General features: G+C 51.2%; 10 protein-coding genes. 2 read left to right on the top strand and 8 right to left on the bottom strand.

Going from position 1 to position 16,505, the window contains the following annotated elements:
- Positions 1–65 precede the first annotated feature (65 nt).
- Positions 66–1,178 (top strand): Gfo/Idh/MocA family protein, encoded by a 1,113-nt coding sequence (locus tag PJDR2_RS06115; protein ID WP_015842787.1) that lies wholly within the window; start codon positions 66–68, stop codon positions 1,176–1,178.
- Between the two features lie 66 nt (positions 1,179–1,244).
- Here the strand turns inward: PJDR2_RS06115 and PJDR2_RS06110 are convergent, their stop codons facing one another.
- The 7 genes from PJDR2_RS06110 to PJDR2_RS06080 form a co-directional block, all read right to left on the bottom strand.
- Entirely contained in the window at positions 1,245–2,822 is a 1,578-nt protein-coding gene (locus PJDR2_RS06110; protein WP_015842786.1) for an extracellular solute-binding protein, read from the bottom strand.
- 75 nt (positions 2,823–2,897) lie between these two features.
- Positions 2,898–3,773: a carbohydrate ABC transporter permease gene (locus PJDR2_RS06105; protein ID WP_015842785.1), complete on the bottom strand. Its 876-nt coding sequence runs from the start codon at positions 3,771–3,773 to the stop codon at positions 2,898–2,900.
- A gap of 18 nt (positions 3,774–3,791) precedes the next feature.
- Positions 3,792–4,751: an ABC transporter permease gene (locus tag PJDR2_RS06100; RefSeq protein WP_015842784.1), complete on the bottom strand. Its 960-nt coding sequence runs from the start codon at positions 4,749–4,751 to the stop codon at positions 3,792–3,794.
- 257 nt (positions 4,752–5,008) lie between these two features.
- Positions 5,009–6,487 carry a response regulator transcription factor gene (locus tag PJDR2_RS06095; protein WP_015842783.1) on the bottom strand — a complete coding sequence of 493 codons (1,479 nt, stop codon included), beginning with the start codon at positions 6,485–6,487 and terminating at the stop codon, positions 5,009–5,011.
- Entirely contained in the window at positions 6,480–8,282 is a 1,803-nt protein-coding gene (locus PJDR2_RS06090; protein WP_015842782.1) for a cache domain-containing sensor histidine kinase, read from the bottom strand. The genes PJDR2_RS06095 and PJDR2_RS06090 overlap by 8 nt, the downstream gene beginning before the upstream one ends.
- Positions 8,283–8,589: 307 nt before the next feature.
- Positions 8,590–9,915, bottom strand: coding sequence for an ABC transporter substrate-binding protein (locus tag PJDR2_RS06085; RefSeq protein WP_015842781.1), 1,326 nt, complete (start codon positions 9,913–9,915; stop codon positions 8,590–8,592).
- 53 nt (positions 9,916–9,968) lie between these two features.
- Positions 9,969–11,774, bottom strand: a complete 1,806-nt coding sequence (locus tag PJDR2_RS06080; RefSeq protein ID WP_015842780.1) for a cache domain-containing sensor histidine kinase — start codon at positions 11,772–11,774, stop codon at positions 9,969–9,971.
- Positions 11,775–11,915: 141 nt separating this feature from the next.
- Between PJDR2_RS06080 and PJDR2_RS06075 the strand changes: the two genes are divergently transcribed.
- The gene (locus tag PJDR2_RS06075) at positions 11,916–14,648 is read left to right on the top strand and encodes an alpha-mannosidase (RefSeq protein ID WP_015842779.1); all 2,733 of its coding nucleotides are present in this window, start codon (positions 11,916–11,918) and stop codon (positions 14,646–14,648) included.
- A gap of 71 nt (positions 14,649–14,719) precedes the next feature.
- On the opposite strand, the gene PJDR2_RS06070 is transcribed toward PJDR2_RS06075, so the two are convergent.
- Entirely contained in the window at positions 14,720–16,351 is a 1,632-nt protein-coding gene (locus PJDR2_RS06070) for a response regulator transcription factor (RefSeq protein ID WP_015842778.1), read from the bottom strand.
- Positions 16,352–16,505: the final 154 nt, after the last annotated feature.

The following is a 16,505-nucleotide window of genomic DNA, read 5'->3' as shown; positions in this document are numbered from 1 at the left end:
CAATGGGGGGCGTTGTTTCGTATACTGAGACAAGTCAATCACCACCACTAAAGGAGGCAATTACTATGAAGTTAGGCGTCATTGGATATGGATCCCGGATCCAACACGTCATTCAGGAAATGATCAAGCTGGAGCCGGCCTGCACGGTAACGGCCATCGTTGATCCTCAGAGCAGCGTTTATCGGCAACAGGAACCCCAGCTTGAGCAACACGCCGCTTTTTACGATACGCCGGAGGAGATGCTCGCTTCCGCTGATTTAGACGGCATTCTGATCGGTACGAGGTGCAATCTCCACACCGAGATGGCCTTGAAGGTTTTCCCGACGAGTATCCCGCTTTTCTTGGAAAAGCCCGTTGCAACAACGATGGAGGATCTGCTCCGGTTAAAAGCAGGCGCGGAAGAATGGAATCCGCCCGTTATCGTTTCCTTTCCGCTTCGCGTTTGCGACATCGTGCAGGTTGTCAAAGAAATCGTGGATTCCGGCAAGATCGGAACAATCGAGCATGTTCAGGCTGTAAATAACGTGCCTTACGGCTCCGTCTATTTCCATAATTGGTACCGGGACGAGTCGCTGACCGGCGGGCTATTCCTGCAAAAAGCAACGCATGATTTTGATTACATCAATCACGTGCTGCAAAATCGTCCCGTCAGTGTTTGCGCCATGACCTCTAAACAAATCTATAAGGGCGAGAAGCTCGCCAGCTTGCACTGCTATCAATGCGACGAGAAGGATAACTGTCCCGACAGCGCCGCGTATGACCAAAAAATGCAATGCGTATTTGCCACGGATACGGGCAACGAGGATTCCGGCAGCGCGCTTATCACCTATGACACGGGGATGCATGTCTCTTACTCGCAGAACTTTTTCGCCCGCAGGGGAGCCGCCGCCCGAGGTGCGCGTTTCCTTGGCTACAAAGGAACAGTGGAGTTTGATTTTTATACCGAAACCGTCAAAGTGTTCATGCATCATACCGATCGAATAGAAACCTATCAGATCAAGTCGGATCAAAGCCACTTCGGGGGCGACAAGGTACTTGCCCGCAATTTTATCGATATGATTCAACATAATAATCCCTCAATCAGCCCTATCGAGGACGGCTTGCTGAGCGCCCTACAGTGCCTCAAGGCGCGCGAATCGGCGGAGACGAAGACGTTCCGGGCGATTAACTGGGACTAAGGTTTCGGATCGATTGCAGTAAACAAAAGACGACCGCTGCAAATCATCGGTCGTCTTTGTTTTCGTTTAACGGCCTTCCTCCACGGCTTGCTTGTTCGTTTCCTCGACGAGTTTGGTACCGCCTTTCGCGAGCCATTCTTCTTTAAATTTCGCGAAGTCGGTCGATACGTTTTTGGAATTAACGATCATCTCGACGATCTTCTGATTAGTCAAATCGTTCAGCTCGCCTACCAGGCTTGGATCCAGCGCATCTTCGCTTATGTTCAGGAACTCCAGCGGGTTCGGAACCGCATAATCTCCCGTCGATTTGGCGGCAGCCAGAATACGCTCGCGGTTCGGCGTGCTCTCCGGCAGGAAGTCCGTATTCCAAGATACGAGCGCCTTCAGGGAGAAGCCTTTGTCCTTGTCGCGTTCTTCCGGCGTCATGATCGGAACCTTTTTGCCGTCTTCCACTTTGTAATGGATATTCTCAATGCCATACAGCATCAGGTTCTGACCCTCGTCGGACAGCAGGTAGTCAAGCAGTCCCAATGCCTTCTGCTTCTTCTCGTCCGAAATACCCGCGTTGATAGACGTTTCGCACCAGAAATTGCTTGAGCCGTCCATCCGCTGCTCTCCGTTAACCCCCTTCAGCGTTCCGACCCAATTGATGATCGTATTGGGGTCTTTGTCTTCATAGACTTTTTTGAATTTATTGTAGATATCGTTATAGAACGTTGCGTTTAAATTATTGACGATCATGCCCACTTTGCCGGTGATAAACTTCTCGACTTTCTGGTCATCCGTATTGATCATGAAGTCCGGATCGATCACCTTGTCGTTGTACATCTTGTTCAGGAACGAGAGAGCCTGCTCCATTCCCGGAGAAATAACCTCCGGCTCCCATTTGCCGTCGGCGCTTTTCTTGAAGCGGTCCGTACTGGCGTCAAACGCGTTGAAGATCGGATACTGCCACCATACGCCGCCGGAACTGGACGTATAACCGTAAGTATCCTTTATGCCGTTGCCGTCCGGATCGCTCTCCGTAAAGGCCTTCGCGACCTCGTAAAATTCGTCGATCGTCGTTGGCATCTTCAGGTTCAGCTTATCCAGCCAGTCCTGGCGGATAAGGATGTTATGGCCGTTAATCGAATTTTTACCGCTGCCGGATTCGTTGTAAATCGGGAGCGCATAATGATTGCCCTCGGTCGCTTTAGTGAGTACCTCGAAGTTAGCAAGCGACTTGCCAATGTTCGGGTACTGCGCCGTGTAGTCGGATAGATTCAATAGGAGTCCTTCCTTGACCCATTGCTTGTACTGAACCGGCTTGGCGATACCGTTGGAGATAAACACATCCGGCATCTCTCCTGATGCGATCATCACGTTAAGCTTCTCCTCCCAATCGTTCCAAGAAGCTACGATTGGCTTAATCTTGATGTTCAGCTTTTCCTGCAAGCGCTTGTAGATGGCCGACTCCGGCGCATCCGCTCCTTCAAACATCCAGCTGAATACCGTCAGTTCAACGGGAGCTTTGGATTTTTCCGGCTGCTGGCTGGCGCTAGCGGCTGCCGGTGTTTTTCCGTTATCGGAGCAGCCGGCCAACACGCCGGCAAGAAGAGGCACGACGCCGAGCGCGGCTATCCATTTCTTTTTCGCATTAAACATATCTTGTCCAACTCCCTTTTCGTCTGCTTCCTTGGACTTGCCGCTTTCATTCAACGCTTGGTTTAAGCAAAACTATCAGCTCTTGATCGAACCGATCATCACCCCTTTCACGAAATGCTTTTGAATGAAAGGATAGACGATGACAATCGGAATGACGGAAACCATGACAATAGCGTCCTTAATGGTGTCCGCCAGCATGAACTGTTCGTTCACGGCGCTCGCGCTAGCCGTTATGTTGGTATTGTTATTGATCAGAATATCCCGCAGCAGCATCGCAAGCGGCCACATTTCCTTATCGTTCAGGAACAGCATCGGCTGATACCAGTTATTCCATTGACCAACCGCGATAAACAAACCGATCGTCGTCATCGAAGGAATGGACAGCGGCAAAATAATTTTGAAGAAGATGGTTAAGTAGCCCGCTCCGTCCATTTTGGCCGATTCCTCAAGCTCCAACGGAATGCTCTGAAAAAACGTTTTAAGCACAATCATATTGTACATGCTAAGCGCCGCCGGGATAATCATAACCGCAAGATGGTTGACCAGCCCCAGATTTTTGATCAGCAGGTAATACGGGATAAGTCCTCCGGAGAAAAACATCGTAAATACCATGAATAAAACGATAACCGAACGCCCCGGTAAATCCTGCTTAATGAGCGGATAAGCCGTAATCGCTGTAATAAACAGCTGGTACAGGGTACCCAGCACGGTCACGAACAGGGACACGAGCAACGATTGGAGAATCGTATTTTTGGAGAACACGTACCCGTATGCTTCGAATGTCCATTTGGTCGGGAATAGGTTAATGCCGGATTTGACCGCTAGCTCGTAGGGCAGAACCGAACCTACAAGGACATGCCAGAACGGATACAGCGTAATAATCGCCAACAGAATAAGAACCAAGATATTTGCAGAATCGAAAATTTTACCGGACAGGCCAGTTGTTTTCATTGCCAGGATTCACCGCCTTTAATAAATGCCTTGCCCGCTCAGCTTCTTGGAAACGTAATTCACGATCATCAGAAGCGTGAAGTTGATGACGTTGAGGAAAAGCCCGATTGCGGTCGCCATACTGTATTCGCCTTGCGTCAGGCCGATCCGGTACACATAGGTGTCAATGACGTCGCCGCTCTTGTACACCATCGTGTTGTACAGGTTGAATACTTGATCGAAACCGCCGGTCATCATGCTGCCGAAGTTCAGTATAAGCAGGATGGAAATGATCGGAAGCAGACTCGGAAGGGTAATGTACATGGCCTGTTTGAACCGATTCGCGCCATCGACCATGGCCGCTTCGAATAGATTCGGATTCACGCCGGCGAGCGCCGCCATGTAGATGATCGTGCCCCACCCGGCTTCCTTCCAAATCCCCGAAATGATTAACAAAGGACGGAACATCTGGTTATTCGTCAGGAAGTTGATCGGCTCCCCGCCTATGGCAACGACCACTTTGTTAACCAGTCCATCGGTGGAGAGAAGGGAGAAAATAATGCCTGCAATGGTTACCCAGGAAACAAAATGCGGTAAATAAATAATCGTTTGAATGGATCGCTTGAGAAACTTTTGCCTGACCTCATTTAGCAGAATCGCCAGAATGATAGGCGCCGGGAATCCAAACACGAGACGCAGCAAATTAATCTCAATGGTATTGCGGAATACTTCCCAGAACTTGTCCGTATCGAATATTTTCTGAAAGTGCTCCAGCCCCACCCACGGACTCCCCATAATCCCCTTCGTTATCCAGAAGTCCTTGAAGGCGATTGTCGCCCCGTACATCGGAATGTAGTTGAAAATAAGAAGGAACGCGATAGCCGGCAGCAGCATGACATAAAGCATTCTATAGCCTATTATCCGCTTGCGCAGCTCGCTTCCGGCAGTTGATTTGACCTTGCCTGCATTTGAAATGGCCTTGGCCAAACTTGAATCCATCGTTGCTTCACCTGCTCTCCTAGATATGTGCAACAAGGGGATACGCCTCTTAGCGCCCTTGTCGTAAATCTATTGTGGCATAGGCCAAGGCCCGATTATATGTACTCAAACAGGAAGCTTGGTTGTGGTTTTATACGATGTTTCGACTGCCGAGACGAGGATAGAAATAAAAAGATGAGGTTGACCAAATCCCGGGATCGGGCTGGTCAACCTCATCGGATATGGCAAAAGAGTTGAACGGCTTGCTGGATGTAAGGCTAAGCGTTTTTCCGTTGCCTGTACTCCAGAGGCGACATGCCGAGATGCTTCTTGAACAGCTTGCTGAACTGGGCGTAATCATCGTAACCGACCAGCTTGCCCACCTCATACAGAGGAATATCCTTTTTCAGCAAGGAAACGGCCGCCTCCAGCCTTTTGTGAATCAAATAGTGGATAAAGCTCTGACCCTTCTCCTGTTTGAACATATGGCTTAGATAGTTGGGGCTGATATAGTATTTCTGCGCCATCTCCTTCAGCGAGATCCGGTGCGCGTACATGCGGTCCAGATCGCGAGTAACCTCCTCGACAATCGGGAGGGCATTAACTTCGCCCGGTCTCCTCTTGTGCTCTTCGATGGATTGCATCATCTCTTCCAGTAGATCCTGCGGCTTCCCGTAATAAATGAGAAGATCCTGCGAAGTAATGAAGTCTTCTTCCACCGCACTCCCGGATGGGATGAGGCCGGACAGCGAAATAACAAACAGATTATATAGCTCGGCTAAGCCGATCAAATGAATCCGTCCGCGCTGAATTCCCTTCTGGATGTCGTACAAGGCCGCTTCCAGATGCTCTAGTCTCGTTGCTTTGCCGATCTGCGCTTTCAGCGCCGGAACGGCGGCATTGACATGCTGCTTATACCGGTAAATACCGTTTCTTCCGTTTAAACTAGGCGTATCCGCCATTGCATTGGATTGCTGGTACAGCCGATGCACGCCATGCTCGGCCGAGCCGATACGGCTTATCCCCGCATCCCAGCCGCGGGCGGATACCTCGCGGCTCGCTTCCCGGTATAGATTGCGGAGCGTCTTGGCCGGGAGCAAGGGGAGACCGAGCAAATACGTGGATTTGAGCGGGCTGTTCCGGCACTTGAAGCAGCCGATTCCGTATGATTCGAGCAGATTGTCGATATCCATCAAATCCCTCTCCGTCAGCATCTCTTGGCTTTTGACCGTCATCAGAACATACTGCCCTGCCTCTTTAAAGGCTTCTCCGGTGGAAGCAATACGGCCAAGAGTCTGCCGGATCGTCAAATCGCTCTCAATCCATTCCAGCAGCATGACGGACTGGTCGTACGCCTTCTGGAATCCGCGCTCCCGTTCCCGTTCCCGAAGCCGCTTCGCGCAGCTGTCCAGCGCAACCAGCAGCTCCCCCGTATTAACGGGCTTCAGCAAATAGTTGTAGCAGCCTTTTTCTATCGCCTGCTTGGCATAAGCGAAATCGCTGTAGGCGCTCATAAACATAACCAATGTGCTGGGCGACACCCGATTTACGAAGGCCAGCAGATCCAGGCCGGTCTTGCCCGGCATGCGGATATCGCTGATAATAACGTCGATTCGCATGCGGCGAAGCAGGCTTTCGGCGATATTGACATCATTCGCCTTGGCAACGATGCTGAAGCCCGCGGCGTTCCAATCGATAATTTGTTCCATGTCTTTCAAAATCCAAGGCTCGTCGTCTACCAGAAGCAAATTATACAACGTCATCATCCTCCTTACCGTTCAAAGGGATCGTAATCGTTACAACCGTACCTTTATTTTCCCAGCTTCTAACGCTAAGTCCATACGGCTCGCCGTAATAGATTTGAATTCTCTTGTGAATATTGACCAGTCCGATGCCTTGGCCTATAGCGGCGCTCTCCTTCTCGGGCGGTACTCTAATGCCCGCGATCTCTTCGCGCAGGCATTCCAGTTTCTCTTCGGTCATCCCAAGGCCATTATCCATGACGCTGATCTTCCATGCGTGATCCTCCGCATAAGCCCGGATCCGGATAATCCAACGGCCGTTTTTATCTTCAAGACCGTGCATAAGAGAGTTTTCGACCAAGGGCTGTAAAATCAGCTTTACGATCGAGCGGCTGTTCAGCGAAGGATCCATATCCACCTTGAACTGCAAGCGGTCACCGTAACGGATTTTTTGAATGGCGATGTACCGCTCCAGATGCTCCAGCTCCTTGCGAAGCAAGACGTATTCATCGTAGCGGACGATATACCGGAAATACTGGACCAGATTATCGATCGCTTCCGCGACTTCCTTCTTCGCGTTGGACATCGACATTCCCCGGATCGCATGCAGCACGTTATACAAGAAATGCGCGTTAATCTGGCTTTGCAGACCTTTTAGCTGGAATAGCTGCTTGTCCATTTCGGTCTGATGCAGCTGCTGCTGCGATTGAAGAAGGTTCACCGTCAGCTTCTTGATCTGCTGGAGCATATGGTTAAAGTGGTTCTGTATGACCGTTATCTCGTTTTTATAGGTGAATTTGAGTTTGACGTCCAGATTACCGCTTGCCGCGCTGTCGAACGCATCCACCAGCCGGGTAATGGGATGGGTGAGCCGGACGTTAAACGAGACGGCCGCTGCCGCAACGACTAGGATCGCGATGGCAACCACAACTAGTACCGTCAGTTGAATGAAGTTTGCCTTTTCAAACAGCTTGTCCTTCTCGATTAACGCGATAAACTTCCAATTCAAGCTTTCGATCGGAAGCGATTGATACAGGTAGCTTTCTCCGTCCAAGCGGATATCCGCCACGCTGTCGACGGGCTGCCGCAAGACAACGGACCGGATTTGTTCATAATCCATTCGGTCCGAAGAGGAACCGATCAGATCCCCCTCCCCATTGACGATAAACAGATCCGCTTTTCCGCCCATGCTGCCCGTCTGCAGAATGTTCTGAATCCACTGAATGTCCAGCAAAATAACGCCGACATAAATATCCTGCAGATACTGTTTCGAGTAAATGGATTTTACCTGCCTATAGGCGAGCAGACCCTGCTTCTTATCCGTCCCTTCGATTGGGGGAGAAATTTGAATTTTGGGGCTGATCGCGTTCATTTCGTTTTTGGCCAATAGAAACGCCAGTTCTTTGCGCAATACCTGGCCCGTAGCCACCAGGTTTGAGCCTTTGATATCAATCAGACCAATGGACTTTATCGTCGGATCGATGGACATATAGGAGCTCATATTTTTCAACTGCGATTGGGATTCCTGCCAAGGCGTGTCCGAGATCGCGATTTGCTGAATGTTGGGATTATAGAAGACTGCTTTGGATAGTTGATCGATGCGCTTCAAATAATCGTCGAAGCGGCTATTCGTTAGGCTGACGAACTGCTCCATATTGTCCAGCGCATTTTGCTTTAGCGTATGCATGTAAGCAATGCTGCCGATTGTCCCAAGCACGGAAAGGGGAAGAATCGCAATGCAAATATTCGTTACGATCATCATATAGCTCAGGCGGTATTTTAACGTGTATGCAATCATTCTTTTGTACATGGGCGCCTCCGCTGAAGTGATGAAATGAATCCGGGCGTTTAAGATAAAACTTGCATGAGGCAATAAAGGAATCGCTTTCATTTTCAATTTGATTATATCAAATGGAAAGAAGTTGAACGCAATGGTTTTATCATGGAAGGAAAGCATCTATTCCGATAGTCGCACGTAACGAAAAAAACGTATATGCATTTTTCAATGCAAAGCATTGTGGTTTTATACGATAACGCCATTGAAAACGCAAACTGAACAAGCTGGCTCCGGCTGAGTACCGAAGCCAGCTTGTTATGCTTTCCGGTGTCCGTTTATACTATTGAACCGTTTGCTGTTTCCACTGCTCGCGAAGCTGCAGTGTTTCCTTGTTCCAGCTTACAGTCTCCGGAATCAGATGCTCGATATCGTAACCGTTGAACACGATCTCGTTGATCATGTTGACCCAGTTGTATTCGGAGAAGCCGGGGATGGTCGCGCCAGGAAGGACAAGGCCGTTGTCTTTGGTCATCTTGACCGCTTCGATATTACGGCCCTGCCAGATCGGAGCTTTGTCGATATAATCGGTCAGCTCCGGATCAATAACGGAAGCGTTGGCGCCTTCGTCGATCTTCCATTTCTGCGCTTCCAGCTCGAACTGGAAGCTGATCCATTTGTACGCTTCGTCCTTATGCTCCGATCCGCTGAGCAGAGCCAGCGGTCCGTAGATGTGGAAGGAATACTGGTTTAGCTTCCCGCGCGGAAAGGGCATAATGTCCCAGTTAAATTTCGCATCCCGCTTCAGACGCGGCAGCAGCCAGTCGCCTCCGACTTCGAAGGCCGTCTTGCCATTCATGAAATTGCGCGCGATATCATGCTGCTCCTTGGCCTTGGACCACGAGAGCATGGAGCCGTCTTCCCTCACAAAATCGGCCAGCCATCGCACATCGTCCAGAACGGCCGGCGTATCGAGCAGGCTTTGCGTCATGCCTTCGTTCAAATAAGCCAGATTTGCCGCATGGCCGTCGGCCGCCGCCTTAAGCGGGAGCAGGCGCATGACGAATTCATTGCTGGTCGTAAGTCCGTATTCGCCTTGCGCAGGGTCGGTCACCTGCTTCGCAATGGAGCGGAAGTCATCAAAGGTCCAGCTGTTTGGCGGCATTTCCACTCCATGCTTGGCCAGTAAATCCTTGTTTACGACAATCCACATCGGCACGTCAACGAATGGCACCGCTAATCTGCGCCCGCGGAAATTCATCGTATCGAAGTAGCCTTCGGGAAGCACTTTATCCTGGAAGGAGGAGTCTTTATCCATATAAGGCTTCAAATTTTCCAACAGCCCTTTTTCCTCATAGGCGAGCAGATCTCCGTCAATCCAAGCTAGGTCGGCAGGTGTTCCGGCCTTCTGCAGCTCTTTTATTTTCGCCGTAATGTCCTTCTCGTTCGCTTCTACCTTAACCGGCTCAATCGTAATCCAGGGATACTTCTTATGGAACATATCGTACAGCTGCTGGTAACGGTCATCCGCCCAAGTAAGCAGCCTGAGCGTAACGGGAGTTGGCTCCGGAGACTTAGCGGAAGACTCTGGTGTATAGCCGGAGCAGGCAGCAAGAACCAGAGTAAGCGTCAGGAGTAAACCTCCAATAACGTAACGTCTGTTATTCAATTGATACTCCTCCTTTTATAGCAGCATGACATGGAACCGTACTCCTCTTTTACTCACTCAAAGGTCGAATCCAGCTCTTGGCCTTCCTTCAGCACCGGATGCCTTAACGTAATTTTGGTTCCGATCTCCGGTCCCGTCACAATCTTCAGCTTATAAGCCTCGCCAAAATACAGCTGCAACCGGTCATTCACGTTACGCAGTCCCACGCCTCTGCGCGATGGCGAGAACTTGCCGCCTGACGGTTCCTCCGCCTGCTCAAGCTGGTCGAGGACATGCTGCGGAATACCTTTCCCATTATCGGCGATATCAATAACAATATCATCCACTTCTTGCCTTGCGGCAATCATGATTTTCCCTTTGTCGAAGTTATCCCTCACGCTATGCTGGATCGCATTCTCCACAAGAGGCTGCAAGAGCAGCCGAAGGAACGGAAGCTCCAGCGTTTCCTCATCGCAAGCGTACATGATCCGGACAGTCTTGCCCATCCGTGCCTGCTCAATCGCCACGTAGGCTTTCACCTGATCGAATTCCCGCTTCAGCGTGGTGATCTCTTTCCCTTGGTTAAGACTGAGGCGAAGCAGATTGCCAAGCGCCGATACCATCTCGCTTATATCGCTCCGGCCGTGATTTTCCGCCTTCCACCGGATCGACTCGAGCGTGTTGTACAGGAAATGCGGATTGATCTGATGGCTGAGCACCTGGAATTCCAGCGCCTTCTTGTTGCGTTCCGAACGCGCAGCCTCCTTCACAAGCCCGTCAATCCGGTGCACCATATTGCCTACGCTCCGGTACAGCCAGCCAACCTCATCCTTGCGGGAGGACCATGGCGATAAATAATGGAGATTATCCGCTTCCAGCTTGCGCATCAGGCGGACAAGATGGGCAATCGGCTGCGTATACGTTACGGTCAGATAGATGACCACACTGAAGCAGCACAACAAATACACGATCAGAAAAATAATAAGGACACGGTTAATTTCATCCATGGCACCGGTCAGCTCTTTCAGCGGAGTTAAACTGACAATCGTCCACGGATGGTTGGCCATCGTCACGTAGGTTGCCAGGTAGGTTTGCCCGCCGATAGCGATAGACTGCGAGCCGGCGTCGCTTTTTTTCATATAGCTGATGAAAGACTCCGAGGGGAACGGCTGACCGGTCCATTCATTGACGGCCGAATCGTAATGCACAATGCCTTTATCGTTCACCAGCAGCAGCTTCTGATCCTTGAGCTGATCCGACGGGGAGAAATACCGCTCCAGGAAATCGTCGGACAGATCCGTTGCAATAAGCCCCCGCTGCTTGGAATCATACAATCCGGTAAATCGTTTCACGTAAGTGAGCAGCGGCTTTGCGTATTTCCCCTGCTTCGGCATGGTCAGGTACCAGGTCGGCTCTACCGTTGCTTTTGAACGCTGGAACCAATACTGGTCGCCAATTCTCACGGATTCATCGATAGACCGCATATACGAAGGGTACTTCGTTGGATTTATCGGATACACCTTTACCCGGAAGGCATCAATAACCGGCGTGGCATGATAGAGAGCCGTCAGCATATTAACCGCAAACGATTCCTCATCCTGCTCGTCAACGGGCTCCTTGTATAGTAAGTCCTGGATGCTTTTATTGCCGATAACCTCGTTGACCTGTTCATTCAAATTATTTAAATAGATTTCGAAGTTCTTCTTCGCCTGAAGCAGATAGCTCATCGTCATCTTTGTATTCGTCTCGGATATCCCCTCAATCGACTTGATATGGGAATAGTAGGCGAAGAGCAGGAACGGGACAATGATGATCAGCAAAAAGATAAAAATCATACGATTGCGGAAGGACGACGCCAGCCGAAACGAAACTTTTCTCATACGGTTAACCTGCCTTTCTTGTAGGGACGATAACATTCCCCCTTAAAGTTTGCTTTTTCCTCATTGTGACGGCATACCCGATTCTTTACACTAGTTGCGTAATGACTAACCTTCTATGAAAAAGAGAAAAGAGGAACCATCATGCCGTCTTCCAAGCGCATTGTTCATGTCATCTCTCATACCCACTGGGACCGGGAATGGTATATGCCGTATGAAGCCCATCACGTCAAGCTGATCGAGACGATGGATACGCTGCTCCAAACCTTCGAATCCGATCCGGAATTCCGAAGCTTTTATCTTGACGGGCAGACGATTGTTCTCGACGATTATTTGCAAGTGTACCCGGAGAAACGGGAGCAAATCCAGAAGCTATGCGATGAGGGCAAGCTCTCTCTTGGCCCTTGGTATATTCTGCAGGACGAATTTCTGACGAGCAGCGAAGCGAATGTGCGCAACCTGCAAATCGGTCACCGCGACGCGGCAAAATTCGGGCCGATCTCGAAGCTTGGCTATTTCCCCGATTCCTTCGGCAATATGGGTCAGGCCGCGCAGCTTCTGAAGCAGGCCGGCATTGATACGGCTGTCTTTGGCCGGGGCGTCAAAGCGACCGGATTTAATAACCGGGTAGACGACTCGGGACTGGAATCGCCGTTCTCCGAGCTGGTCTGGCAGTCGCCTGACGGCTCCAGCGTGCTTGGTATCCTGTTTGCCAACTGGTATAACAACGGCATGGAAATTCCGGTTGATCCGGATCAAGCCAAGCCTTATTGGGAGCATCGTCTGGCTCGTGCCGAGCAGTTCGCGTCCACCCGGCATTTGCTTCTGATGAACGGCTGCGACCATCAGCCGGTACAGACCAATCTATCCGAAGCGCTGCGCGTGGCGCGGGAGCTGTTCCCGGATTATGAATTTGTTCATTCCAATTTCGACGATTACGTACAGGCGGTTGAGACCGAGCGGCCGGATACGCTTAGCGTCACGCGCGGCGAGCTTCGAGGTCAGCAGACCGACGGCTGGTACTCCCTCGTAAACACCGCGTCCGCCCGCGTCTATATTAAGCAGCTGAATCAGCAAAATCAGACGCTGCTCGAAAAAGTAGCCGAACCGCTTGCCGCGGCCGCGCATCAGCTCGGCAAGCCTTACCCGCATGGCCTGATGCAATATGCCTGGAAAACCTTGATGCAGAACCATCCTCATGACAGCATCTGCGGCTGCAGCGTGGATGAGGTCTACGACGAGATGAAGACGCGCTTCGCCAAAAGCATGGAAGTTGGCAAACGGCTGACGGAAGAAAGCGTCCGGTTCATCAGCTCCAAGATCAATACCTCCTCCTTCGCAGCGTACAGTGCGGATGCCGTGCCTTTTGCCGTTTTTAATACAAGCGGCTACGAAGGCTCATCCGTTGTAACGCTGGAGCTGGAATTCGCCCACCGGTTCTTCGACCAAAGCGAGGATCCCGTAGCGATTGCCGCTGAGTTAAAAGCACGTACGTTTGGCGAAGGCTATCTCGTTCATGCAGATGGAGCAGCCATCCCTCATACCGCTCTAGATCTTGGTGTACGCTTCGGTTACGAGCTGCCCGGCGATAAATTCCGCCAGCCTTATATGGCTCGCGCCGTTCGTTTAACCTTTGAAGCGGAGAAGCTGCCCCAGCTCGGGTATCAGACGTTCGCCTGGATTCCAAGCCTTGGCGGCACCGATGCAGGCAAAGCTGGTTCGAATGAAGAGAAGACTCTTCTTAGCGGCAGCCGCGTTATCGAGAACCGCCACCTGAAGCTGACCGTAGAAGATGACGGGAGCTATGCCGTCTATCACAAGGCCAGCGGCCACACCTTCAACGGACTTGGCGTTTACGAGAACGTAGGCGATATCGGCAACGAATATATTTTCAAACAGCCTATTGGCGATAAAGCTATTACAACGAAAGGTCTCAAAGCCGCTATTCGCGTCGCCCTAGACACTCCGTATCGCGCGTCGATCGAAATCACTCATTCGCTCGCCATCCCGGCAAGCGCTGACGAACGGTTGGCCCAAGAGATCGGCACAATGGTTGAATTCCGCAACCGGAAGGCAGGACGTTCCGCCGAGCTGGCCCCGCTTGTTATCGTCACCAAGCTTAGTCTGGATCGCAACGGCAAAGGCGTACGCGTCCATGCCACAATCAACAACGGATCCAGGGATCACCGGCTGCGGGTACTTATGCCTTCCGATGCCGAAGGCTCTACACATTTTGCCGATTCGATCTTCGAAGTTGCCGAGCGCCAGACGGTGCCGTCCGCGGTATGGGAGAATCCGAGCAACTGTCAGCATTTGCAGACGTTTATCGACGTTCACGATAAAGAGAGAGGACTGACCGCTGCGGGCAAGGGCTTGAACGAATACGAAGTCCTGCAGGATGGCCGTAACACGATTGCTCTGACGCTGCTCCGCTGCGTTGGAGAACTGGGTGACTGGGGCGTGTTCCATACTCCGGATGCGCAATGCCTTGGCGCCAATGTCGCCGAATGGATGATCATCCCTTACGGCGGCGAGAACGAGCGTTTTGACGCCTACCGCGAAGCTTACCGGTTCCCGGTACCGCTAACGACGGTTGGCGCACGCTTGCAGGAGGGCGAGCTTCCTCTCTCGGAGCAATTCCTCGCCTGGAACGGAGACGGCCTTGCTTTCTCCAGTCTGAAGATCAACGAGGAGCGCGGTGACCTGATGGCCCGCTGGTACAATCTGTCGGGTGAGCCAACAACGCTTGCCGTCCAGCCGAATTCGGCTGCGGAAACCTACTTAAGCAGCATTATGGAAGATGCCGCAAGCGAGACGGAGGGCAGCAAGATTCCCGTGGAAGGCTTTAAAATCGTAACGGTTGGCATCAAGTCTTAATTTCATTCGGATACAGCAAAAGGCAGTTCCAAAGGGAAAGCGTTATTCACCTTGGATACTGCCTTTATGCGTTACTCGTCTATAATGCCGCGCTGTCTGCGGTATTCTTTGGGCGTGCAGCCAACCTGCTTTTTGAACAGCTTCGAGAAATGAACCGGGTCTTTATAGCCGACCTGATAGGAGATTTGGTACACCTTGTACTGGATGTCGCCAAGCATCTCCTTCGCCTTCTCGATCCGGATATCGGTCAAATATTCAAGGAACGTCTGCCGCTTCTCCTTCTTGAACAGCTTGCTTAACCATACGGGAGTAACGTGCACGGCGCTTGCCACGCTTTGAAGCGTTAAGCTTTCCGCGTAATCCCGCTGCAATATTTTTTCCGCTTCGCATATGATCTGGCTTGGCGTAGCGGAGAGACTCCGGAAATCGGCGGCGATTTCCTTCAGGCATCGTTCGGCCTGCTCCCTGAGCGACTGCAGCGTATCGTATTGCTCCAGCTGCTCCCAAAGCGCGATGGGATTGCTGCCCCATTTTTTATTCGGAATACCGGCGGCGGCGGCTTTCCTGAAAATCTCGAACAGCCACTCGAAAATATTTTGCTGAATATCCCGCAGCTGCGTAAGCTGCCACGCCTGTACCATTAATTCGAACCGTTCCATCGCTGCCGCTATATCTTCATCCGATCCGAACTTGACCAGATCCAATACTTCTTCCGGCTCTGCCAGCTTCAAATCGGCATGCTCGCTTTCTTCAAATCCGCCTTGCAGCGTAAATACGCGGTTGCCGCCATAGACGGCCTTCTGCTCGAGAACGCTAAGCGCTTCCGTATACATCTCGTGCAGATGCTCGAAGGTGCAAGGGTTCGTCCGGAGTCCAACGCTTGCCTTCACCTTCACGAAATCATTGATTCGCTTAATGCACAGATGCGCGATTCCGCTAGTCAGCTCTGCCTGCTCCGAACGCAGGCAGCTTAACAGAACAAGCCATCTGCCCAAGCTGTCCATGCAGATCGCGTACGGGTAAGGATAATCCTCCTCCAGCGTCTGATTCACGACATTGCCGATCCCGAACAGAATCAGGTCCTTCTCCTGCCCGCGCCGGTTCTCAATGGCTTTCAGATCATCGGCGACAATGACCATTACCGTCATATGCTCGACTGTAATCCATTCCATGTTTAACGTCGTCAACCGGTGGCGCCGTCTTGTTTCCTTATACGGGTCATGCTCCTGCTCCACCATCTCCCGAAGCAGCTCTTCGCGCATTTTCGGAATCGCGAACTTCACCTGGTTGATCAGCTGCTGCTCATTATGCTGCTCGAGCCGCTTCCGCTGAATATTTTCGACCGCTTTGCGAACAATTTGCTCCAGCTCGCTTATATTGATTGGTTTAAGAATATAATCAATCGCTCCGGTCTTCATCGCCTGCTTCACCAGATCAAAGTCGTCATAACCGCTCACCACAATGGCTTCGGGATGATAATCCTTAATCGGCTGCACGGCGTTCAGAAATTCCAGCCCGGACATGCGGTTCATTTTTATATCCGTTACAATGAGGTCCGGACGTACATCCTTCGCCAGCATAAGCGCCGTATCGCCGTCATCGGCGACCAGCACCTCTTCGAAACCAAACGTGCTCCACGGAAAGCGGTTACGTAAACCTTCGCGAATCTCGAACTCGTCATCTACGATTAACACACGCAGCATCCGCTCACCCTTCCCCATGATCTATGTTGCAATGCGACCATTATATCGTGTCCGCCTGTAATAAGCCTACCTCCATACTAAACGACCCGATTTTGGATTGCACGGGGGTAAAAGCAAACTTTATGGGGTTGTATTAAATTGTTGAGGAATGCTG

The organism is Paenibacillus sp. JDR-2 (assembly GCF_000023585.1).
In the GTDB taxonomy this organism is placed as follows: domain Bacteria; phylum Bacillota; class Bacilli; order Paenibacillales; family Paenibacillaceae; genus Pristimantibacillus.
Note: the sequence above shows the minus strand (reverse complement) of the source record. Positions and strands in the feature narration are given on the sequence as shown.